The organism is Streptomyces sp. NPDC021019 (assembly GCF_044333295.1).
GTDB lineage: Bacteria > Actinomycetota > Actinomycetes > Streptomycetales > Streptomycetaceae > Streptomyces.
Window position 1 is genome coordinate 1,012,357 of the sequence record NZ_JBIRQR010000003.1, and the last position, 18,530, is coordinate 1,030,886.

The 18,530-nt window shown below is 71.7% G+C and carries 16 protein-coding genes; 5 read left to right on the forward strand and 11 right to left on the reverse strand.

All coding sequences use genetic code 11. From position 1 onward, the window contains the following. Positions 1–66: 66 nt before the first annotated feature. Positions 67–1,122, reverse strand: a complete 1,056-nt coding sequence (locus ACH4RG_RS22115; RefSeq protein WP_397918070.1) for a 2-hydroxyacid dehydrogenase — start codon at positions 1,120–1,122, stop codon at positions 67–69. 202 nt (positions 1,123–1,324) lie between these two features. Here ACH4RG_RS22115 and ACH4RG_RS22120 point away from each other — a divergent pair, with 202 nt between their 5' ends. The 3 genes from ACH4RG_RS22120 (at position 1,325) to ACH4RG_RS22130 (ending at position 4,352) form a co-directional block, all read left to right on the forward strand. Next, positions 1,325–1,975, forward strand: coding sequence for a histidine phosphatase family protein (locus ACH4RG_RS22120; protein ID WP_397918071.1), 651 nt, complete (start codon positions 1,325–1,327; stop codon positions 1,973–1,975). Between the two features lie 5 nt (positions 1,976–1,980). Next, positions 1,981–2,757 (forward strand): DeoR/GlpR family DNA-binding transcription regulator, encoded by a 777-nt coding sequence (locus ACH4RG_RS22125; protein ID WP_397918072.1) that lies wholly within the window; start codon positions 1,981–1,983, stop codon positions 2,755–2,757. 122 nt (positions 2,758–2,879) lie between these two features. Next, positions 2,880–4,352 carry an FGGY-family carbohydrate kinase gene (locus tag ACH4RG_RS22130; protein WP_398540013.1) on the forward strand — a complete coding sequence of 491 codons (1,473 nt, stop codon included), beginning with the start codon at positions 2,880–2,882 and terminating at the stop codon, positions 4,350–4,352. A 129-nt stretch (positions 4,353–4,481) separates the two neighbouring features. On the opposite strand, the gene ACH4RG_RS22135 is transcribed toward ACH4RG_RS22130, so the two are convergent. After that, positions 4,482–5,387 (reverse strand): SDR family oxidoreductase, encoded by a 906-nt coding sequence (locus ACH4RG_RS22135; protein WP_398163659.1) that lies wholly within the window; start codon positions 5,385–5,387, stop codon positions 4,482–4,484. A gap of 35 nt (positions 5,388–5,422) precedes the next feature. On the opposite strand from ACH4RG_RS22135, the gene ACH4RG_RS22140 reads away from it, so the two are divergent. Beyond that, a complete protein-coding gene (locus ACH4RG_RS22140) occupies positions 5,423–5,983 on the forward strand; it encodes a TetR/AcrR family transcriptional regulator (protein ID WP_398163660.1) in 561 nt (186 codons plus the stop codon). A 324-nt stretch (positions 5,984–6,307) separates the two neighbouring features. Then, positions 6,308–7,885 (forward strand): polysaccharide lyase family 1 protein, encoded by a 1,578-nt coding sequence (locus tag ACH4RG_RS22145; protein WP_398540014.1) that lies wholly within the window; start codon positions 6,308–6,310, stop codon positions 7,883–7,885. Here ACH4RG_RS22145 and ACH4RG_RS22150 read toward each other — a convergent pair. The 9 genes from ACH4RG_RS22150 to ACH4RG_RS22190 all read right to left on the reverse strand — a co-directional run bounded on the left by ACH4RG_RS22150 (position 7,830) and on the right by ACH4RG_RS22190 (position 18,530). Continuing rightward, on the reverse strand, positions 7,830–9,035 hold the full coding sequence (locus ACH4RG_RS22150; RefSeq protein WP_398540038.1) for a pectinesterase family protein: 1,206 nt from the start codon (positions 9,033–9,035) through the stop codon (positions 7,830–7,832). The genes ACH4RG_RS22145 and ACH4RG_RS22150 overlap by 56 nt on opposite strands. 251 nt (positions 9,036–9,286) lie before the next feature. After that, complete coding sequence (locus ACH4RG_RS22155) at positions 9,287–10,630, reverse strand: polysaccharide lyase family 1 protein (RefSeq protein WP_397918077.1); 1,344 nt, start codon at positions 10,628–10,630, stop codon at positions 9,287–9,289. 82 nt (positions 10,631–10,712) lie between these two features. Beyond that, on the reverse strand, positions 10,713–11,561 hold the full coding sequence (locus tag ACH4RG_RS22160; protein ID WP_397918078.1) for a rhamnogalacturonan acetylesterase: 849 nt from the start codon (positions 11,559–11,561) through the stop codon (positions 10,713–10,715). A gap of 116 nt (positions 11,562–11,677) precedes the next feature. Continuing rightward, the gene (locus ACH4RG_RS22165) at positions 11,678–13,012 is read right to left on the reverse strand and encodes an ABC transporter substrate-binding protein (RefSeq protein WP_397918079.1); all 1,335 of its coding nucleotides are present in this window, start codon (positions 13,010–13,012) and stop codon (positions 11,678–11,680) included. Next, complete coding sequence (locus ACH4RG_RS22170; protein WP_398163662.1) at positions 13,009–14,613, reverse strand: family 43 glycosylhydrolase; 1,605 nt, start codon at positions 14,611–14,613, stop codon at positions 13,009–13,011. The genes ACH4RG_RS22165 and ACH4RG_RS22170 overlap by 4 nt, the downstream gene beginning before the upstream one ends. Beyond that, entirely contained in the window at positions 14,610–15,464 is an 855-nt protein-coding gene (locus ACH4RG_RS22175) for a PmoA family protein (protein ID WP_397918081.1), read from the reverse strand. The genes ACH4RG_RS22170 and ACH4RG_RS22175 overlap by 4 nt, the downstream gene beginning before the upstream one ends. Then, the gene (locus ACH4RG_RS22180) at positions 15,461–16,693 is read right to left on the reverse strand and encodes a Gfo/Idh/MocA family protein (RefSeq protein WP_398163663.1); all 1,233 of its coding nucleotides are present in this window, start codon (positions 16,691–16,693) and stop codon (positions 15,461–15,463) included. Before ACH4RG_RS22180 ends, ACH4RG_RS22175 begins: the two co-directional genes overlap by 4 nt. Then, positions 16,690–17,601 (reverse strand): carbohydrate ABC transporter permease, encoded by a 912-nt coding sequence (locus ACH4RG_RS22185; protein WP_397918083.1) that lies wholly within the window; start codon positions 17,599–17,601, stop codon positions 16,690–16,692. The genes ACH4RG_RS22180 and ACH4RG_RS22185 overlap by 4 nt, the downstream gene beginning before the upstream one ends. After that, positions 17,598–18,530 carry a carbohydrate ABC transporter permease gene (locus tag ACH4RG_RS22190; protein ID WP_215103325.1) on the reverse strand — a complete coding sequence of 311 codons (933 nt, stop codon included), beginning with the start codon at positions 18,528–18,530 and terminating at the stop codon, positions 17,598–17,600. Before ACH4RG_RS22190 ends, ACH4RG_RS22185 begins: the two co-directional genes overlap by 4 nt.

Sequence of the window (18,530 nt, forward strand, 5' to 3'; positions counted from 1 at the left end):
GGTAGCGGCCGATACGAGCCGATGGGTTCCTGGGCGGCGGGTCACGTAGGACGGCGACGGCGGCCGTCAGGGCCGAACGGCCGTCAGGACGTCGGGGTTCGCGAGGTGGGACAGCTTCTCCCCGCGCAGGAAACGGCCGACCTCGGCGGCGGTGATGGCCGCCGCCCGGTGCGCCGTCTGCCGGGTCGCGCCCGCGAGATGGGGTGTGGTGATCACGTTCGGCGCGTCGCGCAGGGCCCAGTCGGCGGGGATCGGCTCGATGTCGTACACGTCGAGGGCGAGCGCCCCGAGAGCGCCACCGCGCAGCAGCCCCGGCAGCGGCGCGTGGTCGAGCAGTCCGCCGCGGGCGGAGTTCACCAGGACCGCGCCGTGCGGCAGCAGCCCGAGGCGGCGGGCGTCGATCAGGTGATGGGTCTCCTCCGTCAGGCGGGCATGCAGGCTCACCACCTGGCTGCGGATCAGAAGGTTTTCCAGGTCGACGAGTTCGACGCCCTCCGCCTCGGCCGCCGCACGGTCGGCGTACGGGTCGGCCGCCAGCACACGGGCTCCGAAGGCGCGCAGCACCCGTGCCACGATCCGGCCGATGGCGCCGTAGCCCACGAGCCCGACCGTGGCACCGCCGAGCTCACCCCCGCTCTCCTCGTACGCGTACAGATCACCCCGCCAGACGCCCCGCTTGAGCTCCGCGTCGGCGGCGGTGACGCGGCGCATCGCGGCGAGCATCAGCCCCACGGCGAACTCCGCGGCGGCCTGGGCGTTGCGGCCGGGGGCGAAGCCGACCCGCACTCCGTGACGGGTGGCCGCAGCCAGGTCCACATTGACCGGCCCGCCCCGGGAGACGGCGACGAGACGCAGCGCGGGCGACGCGGCGAACACCCGCCCGGTGAACGGGGCCATCTGCGTCACGCAGACCGAGGCCCCGGCCAACGCCTCGATGAGCTCGTCCTCCGTGCCGCTCGCCTCTTGGACCTCCGCGACCGGGCCGAAGGGCTCGTGGGGCCAGGGGAGGGTCAGCTCCGTGAACTCCGGGAGCTCCCGGCCCGTGCGGGACAGCTCCTGACTCACTGCCGCGCGGATCAACGAGGGGCGGACGAAGTGGTCGCCTGCGGCGAGGATGCGCATGACGTCGGATTCCTTCTGCGAGCAGAGCCGGTGGGGTTGCGGGGCGAGCAGGCCGGAGCGTGATCCGGGCCGCGACAGGCCGGTCCTGGACTGTGGAATTTCTGTTAAATTTAACAGCGCTGACGTGAACCGGCAATGCGCCCGGCGCGTACGGCCCATCGCTGATCCTTCGGATGCGCCTCGACCTCGAAAGGGCCTCCCCATGACCTCTCGCCTCCTGCTGGTGCGCCACGGCGAGACCGAGTGGCACGCGGAGAACCGGTATGCCGGTGTCACCGACGTCGCCCTGACCCCCAAGGGCGTGGCCCAGGCAGCCGACCTCGGATCCTGGGCCGTCCGCAGCGGCGTGGACGCGGTCGCCTGCTCCCCGCTCGGCCGCGCCCGCCTGACCGCGGCGCCCGCGGTGGCGGCGCTGGGCCTGGCGGCGGACGTCCAGGAGGGGCTGCGGGAAGTGGACTTCGGATGGGGCGAGGGCAGGACCATCGAGGAGATGGCCTTGGAGGACCCCGAAGTCGTAGGGCGGTTCCGCGAGGACGCCGACTCCGGCGCCTTCCCCGGCTCCGAGCCCGTCGCGCTGGCCGCGGCGCGGGCGACCGGCTCCCTGCGGGATCTCGCACACCGTCACCCGGGGGAAAAGGTGCTCGTCGTCGCTCACAACACCCTGCTGCGCATCGCCCTGTGCCAACTCCTCGGACTTCCCCTCGGGCGCTACCGGCGGATCTTCCCGCGACTCGACAACGGGGCCGTCACGGAGATCGAGATCCGCGGCACGGAGACGGCGCTGCGCTCGCTCAACGTACCCACCGCCGCTTCCCCCGCCCCCGCGCCCGGCCCGAGCCCTGCGGGAGACTGACTTCCATGACCAAGAGATCCGCCGAAGAACGGCGACGGCTCATCGCCGACCATGTCGTCGACCAGGGCACCGCCACGGGTGCCGCCCTCGCCCAGCTCACGGGCGTGAGCCTGATGACCGTCCACCGCGACCTCGACGACCTCGCGCGGCAAGGGGTGCTGCGCCGCTTCCGCGGCGGCGCGTCCGCCCTGCCGTCCACCGTGTTCGAGTCGAGCCTCGACTACCGGCTCGGCGTCAACACGGCGGAGAAGAACGCCGTCGCCCGCGCCGCCGCCGCGTTGGTGGAGCCCGGAATGTCGGTGATGCTCGACGACTCCACCACGGTCCTGGTCATGGCCGGCCTGCTGGTCGACCTCGCCCCCCTCACCGTCGTCACCAACGCCCGCCGGGTGCTCGACGTCTTCACCGGATGCGAGGGCATCCGCCTGATCGCCCTGGGCGGCGAGTACTCGCGCACCCATGACTCCTTCCTCGGGATGCCCTGCGTCGAGGCGGTGGAGGCGCTCTCCGTCGACCTGGTCGCGGTCTCCACCTCGGCCCTCGACGCCAGGACGGCCTACCACCAGGAGCAGGACGTGGTGCTGGTGAAACGGGCGATGCTCACGTCCGCGGCCACGAAGGTGATGCTCATGGACCACACCAAGCTCGCCCGGACCGCGCTGCACCGGGTGGGGCCCGTCGGAGACCTGGACCATCTCGTCGTGGACGACGGGGCGGACGCCGAACTGCTCGGCAAACTCCGCGAGCGGACCCGGGTGACGGTGGCGGCCGTCGCCCCATGAAGCCGTTCCTCCCGCCATGATGGAACGCTTGTTGACTTCACACGCACGTGACCACGCGACGGACCGCCACCTGATCGGTGGACATCAAAGGCCCGCCCCGCAGGGGAAGGACGCTTTCCGCCATGAGCAGTGCATCCAGCCGCCCCACTCCCCACGCCCCGGCCGTGATCGGCATCGACCTGGCGACTGCCTCCGTCCGCGTGGTGTGCCTGGACGGGCGGGGGCGCGTACTCGCCGAGGCGCGGGGCGAACTGCCGCCCCCCGTACGGACCGCCGCGGGGACGAGCGAGCAGGACGCCCGGTCGTGGTGGCCCGCCGTACGCTCGGCGCTGCGCCGCACCACCGGCGCGCTGCCCCGGGGCGGCCGCGAGGTGATCGCGGTGGCCGTATCCGCCACGTCCGGAACCATCGTGCCCACCGGGGCCGACGGCGTCCCACTCGGCCCGGCCCTGATGTACGACGACCGGCGGGCCGCCGACGTCAACGCCGAGGCGCAGCGGGTGGGCAGCGCCCGATGGGACGCGCTCGGCCTGTCCGTGGGACCCACCGCCGCGCTGGGCCGGGCCGTCTGGTGCCTGCGGACGTACGGCTCGGGCCTGCGCCACATCCTGCACACCCCTGACATCGTCGGGCGCGCGCTGACGGGCCATCCCGTCGCCACGGACTGGAGCCACGCACTCAAGACCGGCTACGACGCCCGCGCTTCGGAGTGGGCGCACGAGGTCTTCGACGCCCTCGCCCTCCCGCTCGCTCTGCTTCCCTCCGTACGCGCCCCCGCCACGGAGGCCGGGGTCGTCGGACCGGAGGCGGCCGAGGCCACTGGCCTGCCCGAAGGGTGCTCCGTACGCCTCGGGATGACGGACGGCTGCGCGGGCCAGATCGCCACGGGGGCGGTCGAGCCGGGCCGCTTCGTGGGCGTACTCGGCACCACGTACGTCCTCAAAGGGGTCTCCGCGGACCTGGTCCGCGACGCGACCGGAGCGTTCTATAGCCATCGCCACCCCGACGGCTGGTGGCTCCCCGGCGGTGCGTCCAACACCGGAGGGGAGTGCCTGGCCGACGTCGACCCGGCCCGCCTGCCCGCGCTGGACGCCGCCGCGGCGGCCCGGGGCCCCGCCTCGTACGTGCGCTACCCGCTGCGCCGTGACGGCGAACGGTTCCCCTTCGTCTCCGGCGCGGCGCGCGGATTCGAGCTGGGCCGCCCCCGCGACGAGACGGACGCCCACCGGGCCGCACTCGAAGGCGTCGCCTTCGTCGAACGGCTGGCCCTGGACCGGGTCGGGCGACTCGGCGTTCCGGTGCTCGGCCCCCTGCACGCGGCCGGCGGGGGCAGCCGCAGCGCCGTGTGGACGGCGATCCGGGCCACCGTCCTGGACCGCCCGGTCCGGGTCGTCGAGCGTGCGGAGACGGCCTTCGGCGCCGCACTCCTCGCCGCGACCGGCACCCTCCACGAGGACCTCGCGGCGAGCGCCGCGGCGATGGTGCGCGGCGGCGCCCTCGTCGAGCCGGTACAGGAGGAGCGCCCCGCCCTGGACGACGCCCACGGCCGCTTCGTCGCGGCGCTGCGCGAGCGGGGCTGGCTCCCCGACGACTGACGCGTCGTGCCTCGCGCGTACGCGACGGTCCACCACCGGCCGGAGCGGCACCGCCGGCCCGGGCGCCTCGGGCAGCGGCGGATCCGCCGACCGTGGCACGTGCCCGGCGGGCAGACTCGGGAGATCGGCTCAGTCGACCGTTCCTGTGAAGTCGGAGGCGTGGTCGCGTGCCCACTGCACGTAGGAGCGTCCCGGTCGGCCGAGCACCTCGGCGAGGGTGAGGTAGGCGTCGTCGGAGGCAGGGTTCGCTTCCCGGGGTTCGTCGGTCACGCCCTCCACCCCGTCGTAACTGGTGAAGCCGTACAGCCAGTCGGCGTTGTCGGCCGCGAACCCGCCCTGCTCGCGGTAGAAGCGGAGCGCCTCTTCGGGCGTCACCTCGTCGAGGGTGATGTCCTCTCCCACCGCCTCGGCGATGAGGGCGACCTGTGCGCGCTTGGTGAGCGTATCGGGGCCGATGATCGTGTCGATGCGTCCGCGGCGGTCGTGATCGAGCAGGTCGGCGACGACGACGTCCGCGATGTCCTGCTCGTGGATCGGGTGGCCGGCCTGGTCGGGGAACGGCTCGACCGCCCGCCGACCGGAGCGGATGGACGGACCCCAGATGAGCAGGGCGTTGGTGGCGAACTCACCGGGCCGGACGATCGACCAGTCGAGCCCGGACGCCTGCACCGCGCGCTCGACGGGCAGGTTGTAGGTGGTGTCGTGGCCCGCGGTCACGGCGGCGGACGAGACGACCACGATGTGCTCGATCCCGGCCTTCCGCGCGCATTCGACGACCTCGACGGCCGTGTCGGGCACCGCGATCAGCACCAGGGCCTTCGCCGCCTCGAACGCGGTGCCGAGCGTCGACGGATCGTGGACGTCGCCGGCCACCACCTCCACGGCGGGAGGCAGAACGCCGTGGCGGGGCCGCCGGGACACGGCTCGCACCGGCCGACCGCTGCTCAGCAGCCCGTCGACGACGCGCCGCCCGAGCACGCCGGTCGCACCGGTCACCACGGTAAGAGGCAATGAACTATCAAAATGAGACTTCATAGTCTCATAATGGCACTGTGCTTTATGATCTGGCAATGGAGTTGTCACCGCAGAAGCAGCGCACGCGCCGTGCCGTCCTCGACGCGGCGGCCGGTGAGTGGGCGCGGGATCCCGCCGCGAGCCTGGGGCGCATCGCCGAGGCGGCCGGTGTCGGCCGGGCGACCGTCCACCGCTACTTCCCCGACCGTGAACACCTCCGGTCGGCGCTCACCAGCGACTCCTGGGCTGCTCTCCACGCGGCGATCGTGGAGGCCGCTCCCGGCTCCGGCCCGGTTTCGGAGGTGATCGACCGGATCGTCAGTGCCATGGTCCACGTCGGTGACCGGGTGTTGTTCCTGTTCGCCTCGGCGGGGGAGGACCCCTCCCGCGCGGACGCCGCAGTGGCGGGCGCGGTCGACGAGATCCTCGTCGCGGAGATCCGCAGGGGCCAGCGGGGCGGCGAGCTCGACTCCACCGTCCCGGCCGAGTGGATCCAGCGCATGGTGTGGAGCATCGTCTACACCGGCCTCCATGCGACCGGAGACGGGCTCGTCGCACGCCACGGTGTCGATGACCTGATCCGCTGGACCCTTCGCGGCGCCATCTGCGCGCGCTGAGGCGGGTGCCGGCGCCGGGGGCGGCCCGAACGGGTCCGGGGGAGGCGTGGGCGCTTCGACGCGAGGGCGGTCTTGGGAAAAACCGCTGCGGCACGCACCTTGCCATGCTGGGCGACCCCCTCTACGTTCACTTTAGAAAGCGCTTGCTGCCCTGTCGCTTCCGGTGTGAAGCCTGGGGCGCGAGGGCGCTGCCGCACGCCCCTGGTGGATCGAGCCGCTTCTGTGCGGCTGCGTGCGGGAGCGCTCCCGCATGTCATGGACACGTCATTCAGTACGTGCTCCGGCATCCATCACCGACCAACCGAAGACACCTGGGAGACGAACATGGGACGACCAGTCGTGCGGCGGCTGCAGGCCGCAGTGGCAACCCTGGCCCTCGCGGCCGCGACCGGAGCGGTGCTGTCGGCGCCCGAGGCGGCGGCGGCGACCGGGAGCGCCACCGGCTACGCCACCCAGAACGGCGGGACCACCGGCGGTGCGGGCGGGCAGACCGTCCGTGCCACCACGGGGACCCAGATCCATGAGGCGCTGTGCGGGCGGGCCGACAGCGCCACCCCGATCGTGATCGAGGTCGAAGGCACCATCAACCACGGCAACACCACCAAGGTGTCCGGCGACAGTTGCAGCACCGCCGCCGGCGTGATCGAGCTCAAGCAGATCAGCAATGTCACGATCGTCGGCGTCGGCAGCGGGGCCGTCTTCGATCAGCTGGGCATCCACCTGCGCGAGGCCAGCAACATCATCATCCAGAACGTGACCGTCCGGAACGTCAAGAAGTCCGGCTCGCCCACCTCCAACGGCGGCGACGCCATCGGCATGGAGTCCGGCGTCCGCAACGTCTGGGTCGATCACACGACCCTGGAGGCGTCGGGCGGGGAGTCGGAGGGGTACGACGGACTCTTCGACATGAAGGCCAACACGCAGTACGTGACCCTCTCCTACAGCATCCTGCGCAACTCCGGCCGCGGTGGCCTCGTGGGGTCCAGCGAGAGCGACCTCTCCAACGGCTTCATCACCTACCACCACAACCTGTACGAGAACATCGACTCCCGTGCCCCCCTGCTGCGCGGCGGCATCGCCCACATCTACAGCAACCACTACGTGAGGCTCAACGATTCCGGCATCAACTCCCGGGCCGGGGCCCGTGCCAAGGTGGAGAACAACTACTTCGAGGACTCCAAGGACGTCCTCGGCACCTTCTACACCGACCAGGCCGGCTACTGGCAGGTCAGCGGCAACACCCTCGACAACGTCACCTGGTCCAGCCCCGGCGGCACGACCCAACCCGCAGGCCCCGACATGAAGTCGACCACTACGGTGAACATCCCCTACACCTACCGTGCCGACGCGGCCAGTTGCGTGCCGGACGTAGTGAGCCGCGCGGCGGGCGCGGGCAAGGGCCTGAAGGTCTCGGACGGAAACTGCACACCGCAGACGCCCACTCCGACGCCCACTGACCCGACACCGATGCCCACCGACCCGACGCCGGGACCGACGGACCCGACTCCCGGGCCGACCGACCCCACCCCGCCCACCGGGACCAACCTCAGCATCGGAGCGGGCTCCGACGGATCCAGCAAGGCCGCCGGAACAAGCTACGGCGATCTGCGCGACGGCGACCTGAGCACCTACTGGTCGCCCGTGGGGCCCACCGGCTCCGCCTCGATCAAGTGGGGTTCCGACACGGCCGTCTCCTCGGTCCGGATCCGTGAGGCGGCGGGCTCCGCGGGCACGGTCAAGACGTGGCGGCTCCTCAACGCGGACACCGGCGCCGTCCTGACCTCCGGCACCGGTGCCGGGGACATCGCCTTCCCCCGCACCTCCCTGCGGAAGATCACCTTCGAGATCACCGGCTCGACCGGAACCCCGAGGATCGCCGAGTTCGAGACCTACGCGGGCTGACCACGCAGGCCGCGCCCCCGTCCACGGCCCGCATCTCCCACGTACTCGTGAGGTGCGGGTTCCGGGCGTCCAGCCAGCGGCCCGGGGTGTGGGCGCGGGCTTCGGCCGCGCTGAGCTGCGGCCGGTTCGCGGGGACGGTGACGCGGGCGCCGGGGCCGGCGTTGCGGTGCTCGGCGAAGCGCTGGTCCTGCCACGGGAAGCCCGCGGACATGGTGGCGTACGGCGTCCTCGCGTCGATCCCCGGGGCGAGCCGGCTGTCGCGGACGGTCAGCATGGGGTGCGCGGTGAGGTCCGAGGAAGGCACCCAGGGTCGGGCGAGCTTGTAGTACGCGTCGGGGGCGGTGCTCGTGATCCGGGAGCGCAGGACCAGGAACCCGTACGGATTGGCTCCGGCGGTGCTCGGCGCGAAGACATAGCCGTACGGGGCGGATGCCAGGTCGGTGCGGGTGAGCGCGCGGAAGTGGCAGTGGTCGAAGACGGCGGTGGCGCGGCCGAAGACGAAGTCGACGTCCCCCTCCACGTAGCAGTCACGGTAGTACTGGCGGGCGAACGCGCTGACGGCCAGGGAGTCGGCGTACAGCGTGTCCTGGTGGCCGAGGAACCGGCAGCCGTAGAACGCCGACCGGTCCCCCTGGACCTTGATGGCGACGGCCTGCGTGCCGGTGTACTCGGGGTTGTCGGAGCGCAGCCAGTCGTTGGCGAAGGTCAGGTCGCGGGCGGTGAATCCGGCCGCGCGGACGGTGACGGAGGCCGAGCCGCTGGTGCCCAGGGTCCCGGAGCCGTCGGGCTCGGGTGTGCCCGCCGCGTTGTCGTACACGAGCACGGTGTCCCGGGCGTCGCCGCTCGCGCCGATCAGGGTGAGCCCTTCGTGGTCGGCGCCGATGAACACCGTCGCGCGGTACACACCGGGGGCGATCACGAGCGTGCGCCCGGTGCCGGTCGCCGCGTGGACGGCGGACTGTACGTCGGTGTGGTCGCCGCGGCCGTACGCGTCGACGTACAGCGTGCGCCGGTCCAGGCGCCGTGCGGGTGAGCCGTAGCGACCGAAGGGACGGGAGGCCGCGGTCCCGGCGTGGGCTTCGGTCGCGCCGAGAGCGAGGGCGGCACCGGTTCCGGCGAGCAGGGTGAGGGCGGTACGTCTGCTGGGCAGGGAAGGCCCGCTGGGCAGGGAAGGTCCACTGGACATGATGGGGCTCCTCGGGGTGGGCGGCGAAAGGCCGGAGCGGCGCTCTCCGGGGTGGTGGAAAGCATGCGGTGCCGCTCCGGCCGGTTCGGGGTAGTCGGGTCGAGGGGTGATGAGGCGCCGGGAGGGTCGCGCCCGCGATGGCGAGGCCGGAGGCGGCTACGGTCGTGTGATGCGGGGGCGGTTGTCTCCGGGCGCGTGCGGTCGGGGACGAGCTCTCAGCGACCGCTCGCGCTCGCCCTGCCCGCTCCCGCCTTGAGCGCCACGAGCACCGGCACGACGAGCGGGTGGTGGACCGCCGTCCGCAGGCGGGGTGTCCAGCCGGCGCCCTCGGTGAGGTGCTCACCCGGCACACCCGCGTTGTGCACGGCGACCAGGTCGGTCTTCCGCCCGTCGACGTAGTTGTTCCTCGCGGTGAGGGACGACTCCGACCACTTCTTCAGGATCGTCGCCCGGTCCACGTCCCGCGTGAGGGTGAACGCGTTGTGCTCGGCGACCAGTCGGGACTCCGCGCCGATGCCGAACGTGTATCCGTAGGCGCTGCCCTTCGTCGCCACGAAGTGGTTGTTGTACGCGTCGACCTGGCCGAACCGCACGCGCGGGGCCCGCTCCTTGACGTCCTTGAAGAGGTTGTGATGGAGCGTGACGCGGAGCTTGCCCCGGTCCGTGGCGCCGGCGCCGTCACTGTTGCCGATGAGCATGGTCTTGTCGTGGTCCTTGAGGACGTTCCACGAGACGGTGACCAGGTCGGCGCCGCGCACGATGTCGAAGAGGCCGTCGTGCTGTTGGTAGACCTGGCCGAAGTAGTGGGGCTGGTCCGCGTCGGGGCGGTCGCCATCGCTGAAGGTGTTGTGGTCGACCCACACATGGCGGGATCCGTACACGACGAGGTTGTCGTACTCGGAGTTCCAGGCGCCTTCCACCCCGTCCGTGGGGTCCCACTGGGGGAAGCAGTCGTAGGTGTCCTCGAAGCCGATGTTGCGGATGATGACGTTGGAGACGTCCCGCACCTGGAGCGAGGCCCCGATGACCTTCGGGTCCTTCCCCACCCCGACCAGGGTGGTGTTGGAGGGGACCTTGATGGTGACGGCGGCCGCCTGCCGCTTCGCGGAGGCGACGCGGGCTTCCTCCAGCGGACCCGAGGGGACCGTGTCCCGGCCCCAGACCTCGGGGTCGTAGGCGGCGAGGTACTTCTCCAGCGTGTAACCGCCGGTCTGATAGTGCTCGCAGCCGATCGGCGTGCCGTTGACGTCGGAGTTGCCGTGCACGGTCCCGGAAATTCTGATGATCTTCGGTGCGTCGCCCGCCTCCGCGAAGGCGGCGATGAGCTCGGCCCGGTCGGTCACCGTGTAGACGTGGTCGGGGGTGGCGTTCGCGCCACCCGTGGTGGAGCCCTCGGCGGCGGCCCAGCCGTCTCCGGTGGGCAGTACGGCACGCTCGACGCCGGGGCCGGCGTGGCTCGGCCGCCCGGTGGCCAGAGCCGGGGTGCTGAGGGCGAGGGCCAGAGAGGTGCAGCCCAGGGTCACGGCGATGGCGCGGGTATGACGCTTGCGTGCGGGCATGGCGAATCCTTCTGTGTCGTCGGAAAGAGGAAGAAGGGGGAAGACGAAGAGGGGGAGAGGGGGAGGGGGGTGAGGGAGTGGGTCAGACCCGTCCGGACCAGGTGATCCACTCCGCCGGGACCGGGTCGTCCAGGCGGCGGACGTCGCGCGTGGCGAGCACGTCCTCGCCCAGGAGCGCCCGTGCGGTGAGCCGGGCCACCTCGATGGCGCCCGCCGGCCTGAAGTGCGTGTTGTCCCGGGCGCCGTCGGGGTGGTTGGGCGAGTCGCCAGGGTCCAGCCACAGGAAACAGGCCTCGGTGCCGTCCGGACCAAGCTCCTGCCAGCGGGCGAGGGAGAGCGCCTGGACGTCGACCAGGGGGACCCTCTCCTCGGCCGCCAGGGCGCGCATCGCCGCCGGATACTCGCCGAGGCTGGGCCGGGCGGTGCCGTCGGCGGTGAACCGGCGGCGCTCGACCGACGTGACCAGTACCGGCCACGCCCTTCGCGCACGGGCGCCCTTCACGTACTGGCGCAGGTACTCCTGATAGGTGGTGTACGGGTCTGTGCCGCGGGCCGGGTCCTCGGTCTTCTGGTCGTTGTGGCCGAACTGGACGAGAACGAGATCGCCGGGGCGGACACCGGCCAGGAGCGCGGTGAGGCGGCCCTCGTCGAGGAAGCTCTTCGAACTGCGGCCGTTCACCGCATGGTTGGCGACCCGGAGCCGACCGGCGAGAAAGAAGGGGAGCGCCATGCCCCAACCCGTCTCGGGCGCGGCGTCGGCGTGTTTAACGGCGGCGGTGGAGTCACCGGCGACGTGGATCGTACGGGGCCGGGGTCTGCCGCCCTCTCTCCCGCCGCCATGGGCGAGCGCGGGGGTGGCGGCGAGGGCGAGGCCCGGGCCGAGGGGCAGGGTGAGCAGTGCGGTGGCGGTCTGTCTGCGGGTGAGTGACACGGGGAGGGCTGCCTCTCTTGTGTGCGCGCTTGCGCGGGAGAGGGGCCGGCGGCGGAGCGCGACCCGGACCGCCGCCGGCCCCCGTCAGTGGGGGAGGGACGGTGGAGGAGACCGGATCAGCCGTTGCCGATCTCCTTCCACTCCTTGTTGGCGGCGTTCAACTGCTCGGCCATGTCGTCCAGGAACGCCTTGGCCGTGATCTTGCCGAGCAGCACCTTCTGGAACTCCGGCTCGTTGTCAGCCTTGCTGATGTTGTTCCAGTCGGGCAGGTAGTAGGGCAGATCGACGACCTTCGTGGAACCGTCGGTCAGGGTCTTCGCGGCCAGCGCGGTCGACTCCGTCTCGGTGATCCAGGGGTCCTTCGCCGCTTCGGTGTTGGCCGGGATGGCGCCCGCCGACTCGTTCCACTTGCTGTTGGACGCGTGCGAGGCCGCGAACTCGATGAACTTCCACGCCGCGGTCTTGTTCTGGCTCGAACGGAAGAGGCCGAGGCCGTCGACGGGATTGGAGACCTGTACCCGGGTGCCGCCGTCCCCGATGGGGGCGGGTATGCCCGCGAACTTGTCTTCTCCCAGAGCCTTCAGATGGTCCTGGTAGGAACCCAGATTGTGGCTCAGCATGCCGATCGTGCCGGTGTCCCACTGGGCCACCATCTTGGTGAAGTCATTGTTGACGTCGGCGGCGGGCGTGGTCTTCTTGAAGAGCCCGGCGTACTTCTCCAGAGCGGCGACGTTCTTCGGGTCGTTGAGCGTCGTCCGGTCGCCGTCCCAGAACTCGGTGATGCCGGACTGCCCGTAGACGGCGTCCAGGGCCTGCGCGATGGAGCCGGCGCCGCCGCGGATCGTGTAGCCGAACTTGTTGTTCTTCGCGTCGGTCAGTTTCTCGGCCGCCGTATAGAAATTCGCCCAGGTGTCGGGAGCCTTCAGACCGGCCTGCTCGAACAGGTCGGTGCGGTACCAGAGCACACCGTTGTTCGCGGAGGTCGGTACGGAGTAGACGTCGTCGCCCCGCCCGGCCGCCGCGCGGACGCTCTCGACCATGGACTCGACCAGCTTGCCCCGCAGCGCGGACTTCTCCAGCCGGTCGTTGACCGGCTCCAGGGCCTCCTGGGAGACCATGTTGGCCAGATAGGCCGTGCCGACGCCGCCGACGTCGGGCAGCCCGCCGCCCGCGATCGCCGTGTCGTACTTGGACTGGACGTCGGCGATCGGGATCGGGACGTACTTGACCTTGATGTCCGGGTGCTGCTTCTCGAAGTCCTTGATGATCTCGGTCCAGACGGCGGTGCGCGGACCGCCGTTGTTGTCCCAGAAGGTGATCTCGCCCTTTCCGCTGCCCTCCGTGCCGGAGCCGCTGCCGTCGTCGCCGCACGCGGTGGCCGTCAGCGCGAGTACCGCCGTGAGGGAGATCGCGGCCGTGGCGCGCCCCCGCTGTGTCTTCGAGATGTTCATCGTCGGCTCTTTTCTGTCTGCTGGTGATGCGGGTGTGATGGGTCGTGCCGTGTGCGCTTCTGCGGGGGGTTGGGGCCGGTGACGCGGAAAGCGGTGAAGCGGGCCGTTCCGGCGGGGCCCGTCCCGGCCGGCGCGGTGGCGAAGAGCCCGAGGAGGGCACCGACCCAGCGCCAGGGGGTGGCGGCGAAGACCTGGCCCGAGGGCCGGAACCCGTCGCCGGTGTCGGCGAAGAAGCGGCAGCGGGCCCCCGCCGTGACCTCGACGCGCAGCCTGGCCCGTCCGTCGGGGGACGCGCGGGGCCCGGCCGCGTCCCGTTCGTGTGCGGCGACGCCCTCGGCGAAGCGGTGGACGAGCCGCGGCGTGCCGTCCGCGGCGACCGCGAGGCCGATCCAGCCGAAGGAGTCGCCCACCACGGCGAGTCCGGCCTTGGCGCCCGGTTCGCCGCTGACCAGCGCGAGGTCCACGTCGACGGTGAACGCTTCGGCGGGCATCCGCTGGACCAGGACGTTGGGCAGCAGCCGCAGGTCGTGCTCGTACGCGGTCCGTACGCAGGTGAGCCGCAGCCCGTCCCCGCTGTGCCGGGTGGTCCAACCGGGTCGCGGGTTGGCTGTCCACTGCCACTGGGCGCCGGGGCGGCCGCCGGGGAAGTCGTCGTCGACGGCGGGTGCCGCCACCGGCTGGGCGGGGGCGACGGGCTTGGTGTGCCGGGGCACGGGCTCGCCCCCGTCGCCGATGACGGGCCAGCCCTCGGCGTCCCAGCGCATCGGCTGGAGGTGGACGACCCGCCCGTACGCCCCCCGGGCCTGGAAGTGGAGGAACCAGTCCTCGCCCGCGGAGGTGTGCACCCAGCCACCCTGATGGGGGCCGTTGACGTCGGTGCGCCCCTGGGCGAGGACGACGCGCTCCTCGTACGGGCCGAAGAAGTCCCGGGAACGGAAGGCGCCCTGCCAGCCGGTCTCCACGCCGCCGGCAGGCGCGAAGATCCAGAAGTAGCCGTCGCGCCGGTAGAGCTTGGGGCCTTCGAGGGTGAACCAGCCCGGAATCCGGTCGGCGTCCACCAACGTCGATCCCTCGTCCAGGAGTTCGCGGCCGTCGGGGCTCATCCGGTGGCCGGTGAGCCGGTTCTTGACGCCGGAACGGGACTTGGCCCACGCGTGGACGAGATAGGCCTCGCCGGTCTCCTCGTCCCACAGGGGACAGGCGTCGATGAACCCCTTACCCGCCTTGAGCAGATGCGGGACGCTCCAAGGGCCCTCGACACGGGGTGCGTTGATCTGCTGGACGCCGTGGTCGGGGTCGCCCCAGAAGATCCAGAAGCGTCCGCCGTGGTGGCGCAGCGAGGGGGCCCAGACCCCGCGGTCATGGCGGGGAGCGGCGAACTCGGCGGCGGGTTCGAGGCGGTCCAGCGCGTGTCCGACGGCGGTCCAGTTGACCAGGTCGCGGGAGTGCAGGAGCGGCAGCCCGGGGGACCGGCCGAAGCTGGACGCGGTGAGGTAGTAGTCGTCACCGACGCGGACGACGTCGGGGTCGGACCAGTCGGCGTTCAGGACCGGGTTGCGGTACGTCCCGTCGCCGAGGTCGGAGGTCCAGGGCCGGCTCACCGGGCCACCGCCTCGCGCGCGTACCGGGCGGCGGTCTCCCGGTCGGGCCTGCCGTCCACGACGACGGTGATGATCCGTCGCACGACCGAGGACCCGGCGGGCACGGGCAGCCGCTCGTGCGCCGCGAGGCTGGAGCCGACGCCGGGGTACTCGGAGGTCCTCACGAACCACGGGTCGCGCCGGGTCTCCTCGGTCGCCCCCGTGAACACGAGCGCCCAGCCGTCCCCGGCCAGCGCCAGCCAGTCGGCGGTTCGGCCGTGGACCTCGTTCTCGCCCTCGTGCGTGGCGCTGAACACGGTGGGCGGTGCGGCCTCCTTGGGAGCGCGCCAGAAGAAGCCGCCGTATCCGGCGCCCGGGCGGCCGTTGGTCGCGGGGCTGCCGATGGAGAGACCGGTGTCCCCGGGGTTGGTGAGCACGAAGGAGAAGTCCAGCTCCCAGGTGGTGCCGGAGGTCCGGGTGGCCGACAGGGTGCGGTGCTCGCGCAGGAGCTCGACGCCTGCCGCTTCCCAGCCGAGCTCCTGGGTGAAGCCGTTCGGGCTGCGCTGGGGCCGGGCCAGGTGGCGCTGGACGCCGTGATTGTCGAGCGCGGTGGGCCCCTGACCCCGTACGAAGGTGCGCCCGCCCCAGAAGTTGTACCCGTCGACGTCGGGGATGGCGATGGAGACGCCCAGGTGGTGGAGGTGGTCGGCGGGGCGCTCCTCGGTGACGGTGATTCCGCCGAGGGTGGTGACGGGGTGGAGGCGGGGGCGGCCGTCCGCCTCCGGCGCGTAGCCGTAGTGGGCGACGGTGTCGGAGCCGCAGGCAAGGACGGACGGGAGGTCGGGGAACGGGTCCGTGGCGTGCTGGGTCATGAGGTGGCCGCCTCGCTCACCCGGGCCCAGGGGGCGCCCAGTTCGGAGAAGAGGCTGAGGGACTCGGCCCCGGCGGCGACCAGCGAGTCGATGCCCGGCACGACCCGCCTCGGCCCGCCGCCGTCCGGCCCGTCGTGCCGGGTCTCCCAGGCCGAGTCGGGCAGCGGGGCGGGCTCGGGGGCGGTGCGCACGGCCTCGACGACGCGCATGAACGCCCCCGTGGAGGCGGGCGGCACCAGCAGCGGTGTGCCGTGCCCCAGGTGGTCGAGGAGGTTCTCCAGGAGATCGGTCCGCCCGTGGACGGTCTCCTCGGGGCCCCGTCCGGCGCGCTGCACCAGGACGCGGTCCTGCTTGTACCAGAAGGTGATCCGGCCCTTCTCGCCGTGCACGATGACGTACGGCTCCCCGGGCCGTTCGGCGCACAGGGTGACGGCGACGGTGACAGGCGGCCCGCCTGCGGTGGTGATGCGGACGCTGCTGGTGTCGTCCGCCTCGATGGCATGGGCCCGGAACAGCTCTGTCTCGATGGAGACGACCTCCTCGGACCGGCCCCGGCAGGCCAGTTCGAGCGCGGTGGCCACGGCGTGCGCCAGGGGATTGGTGAGGACGCCGTCGACCACGTCGGTGGTGCCGATCCTGCGCCGCCCGGCCCAGGGCGCCCGCCGGAAGTAGGCGTCGTCCCGGACCCACGCGCCGGCGGCCCCGAAGCCGGTGACGTTCCCGATGGCTCCGGTGGCCACCAGCTCGCGGATGGCGGGCAGGGCGTGCGACCCGAAGGACTGGAACCCCACCTGGCAGGCGATGCCGGCTCGTTCGACGCCTTCGGCCATCCGCGCGTAGTCGGCCCAGCCGGCGGCGGGCGGCTTCTCCAGCAGCAGGTGCACCCCCCGGGCGGCGGCCGTGAGGGCCAGCTCGGTGTGGGTCTGGATGGGGGTGCAGATGATGGCCGCCCGCGCTCCGGTGACGCCCAGGAGCGCCCCGAAGTCGTCGGACTGCTCGGGCGACTCGTCGGCGCCGAAGCCGGAGGCGGCGAGTTCACCGGTGGACAGCGGCTCCAGCTCGCAGATCCCGGCCAGCCTGACCCGGCCCTGGTGCTGGAGCCGGCGCACATTGGCGAGGTGCCACCGGCCGTGGCCCCGGGCACCGGCCAGGACGACGGGCACGGGCGCGGCCGGGACGGCGGGCACGCGGGCGGCCGGGGTCGCCGAGGGGGCGGTCACTTTCCTCATCCCTTCACCGCGCCGGCGCTGAAGCCCGTGATGAGCCACTTCTGGATGAAGGCGAAGACGATCACCACGGGGACGGCCGCGATGACACCGCCCGCCGCGAGCGCGCCCAGGTCGACGCTGTCCGCGCCGATCAGCGTGTTGAGACCGACCGGAATCGTCTGCTTGTCCTGCTCGCTCAGGAACATCAGGGCGAAGAGGAAGTGGTTCCAGCTGTGCACGAACGCGAAGGAGCCGACGGCGATCAGCCCGGGGCGCAGGAGCGGCAGGACGACGGTGCGGAAGGCGGTGAAGCGTGAGCAGCCGTCGACCCAGGCGGCCTCCTCCAGGGACACCGGGACGTTCTTGATGAAGCCGCTGATCAGGATGATCGACAGCGGGAGCTGGAACACCGTCTCCGCGATGACGACGCTGCCCAGCGAATTGATCATCTGGAGGTTGCGGAAGATCTCGAAGAGCGGCACGAGCATCAGGGCGCCCGGGATGAACTGCGAGCAGAGCAGCGCGAGCATGAACGCGCCCTTGATCCTGAAGTCGAACCGGGCCAGGGCGTAGCCGCCGGCCAGGGCGACCAGGGTCGTGGCGACGAGCGTCGCGACGCCGACGATCATGCTGTTCTGGAAGAAGACGGCGAAGCTCCGCTCGTTCCAGACCTTGGAGAAGTGCGCTCCGGTCATCGGCCACGGCACCAGCGACGTGGAGCCGGCGGGCCGTACGGCGAAGAGCAGCATCCAGTAGAACGGGATGAGCGTGAAGAGCAGGTAGAGGCCGAGCGGCAGATAGATCTGCCAGCGCGGCACGTCGTCGAAGGCGCGCTCCCGGCCGGGGCGGCGGCGCGGGGCGGACGGCGGGGAGCCGGGAGCGGAGGACCGCCGAGCGGTTCCGTTCTTCTCGGTGAGCAGGGCGGTCACGTGCGGTCGCCTCCGAACTTGCTCAGGCGCAGATAGACGATCGAACAGAAGAGGAGGATCACGAAGGCGACGGTGGTGAGCGCGGAGGCGTACCCGAAGTCGTGGCCCTCGATGCCGGTGTTGGCCACGTAGAGCGGCAGGGTGGTGGTCTCTCCCGCGGGCCCGCCGCCGGTGAGGGTGTAGAGCAGGTCGACGTTGTTGAACTCCCAGACACCGCGCAGCAGCGTGGCGAGGATGATCGCGTCCCTCAGGTGGGGCAGCGTGATGTGGAAGAACTGCCGCAGCCGGCCCGCGCCGTCGACCGAAGCCGCCTCGTACAACTCCTTCGAGACGGACTGGAGGTCGGCGAGGATGAGAATCGCGAAGAAGGGGACGCCGCGCCAGAGTTCGGTGACGGTGGCCGCCCAGAAGACGGTTCCGGTGTCCGAGAGCACCGACGTGCCGTACTCGCCGATCCCGGCGTCCGCGAGGTAGCGGCTGAACCCCGTCGAGGAGTTGTAGAGCAGGATCCAGATCGTGCTGGTCAGCACACCGGAGACGGCCCAGGGGGAGAAGACCATGGCCCGGGAGATGCCGCGCCCGATGAACGTCTGGTTGACGATCAGGGCGAGTGCCAGGCCGAGGAGCAGCTGGAGCGTGACCTGGGTGAAGACCCACTGGGCACTGAACCCGAGCGTCGGCCAGAACTGGTCGTCCTCGGTGAAGACGCGCCGGAAGTTGTCGAGCCCGGCGAAGCCGTTCCGCCACGGCTTGGTGACGTTGTAGTTCTGCAGGCTGTAGTAGAAGACGCTGAGCACCGGGTAGGCGATGAAGCCCAGCATCAGGAGGCCCGCCGGCGCGATCAGCAGATAGGGCAGGCGGCGAGGGCTCGCCCGGCGGCGCCGGGACTCTTTGGGCGGCGGTGTGGCCACGGCTGCGGTTGGGGCCAT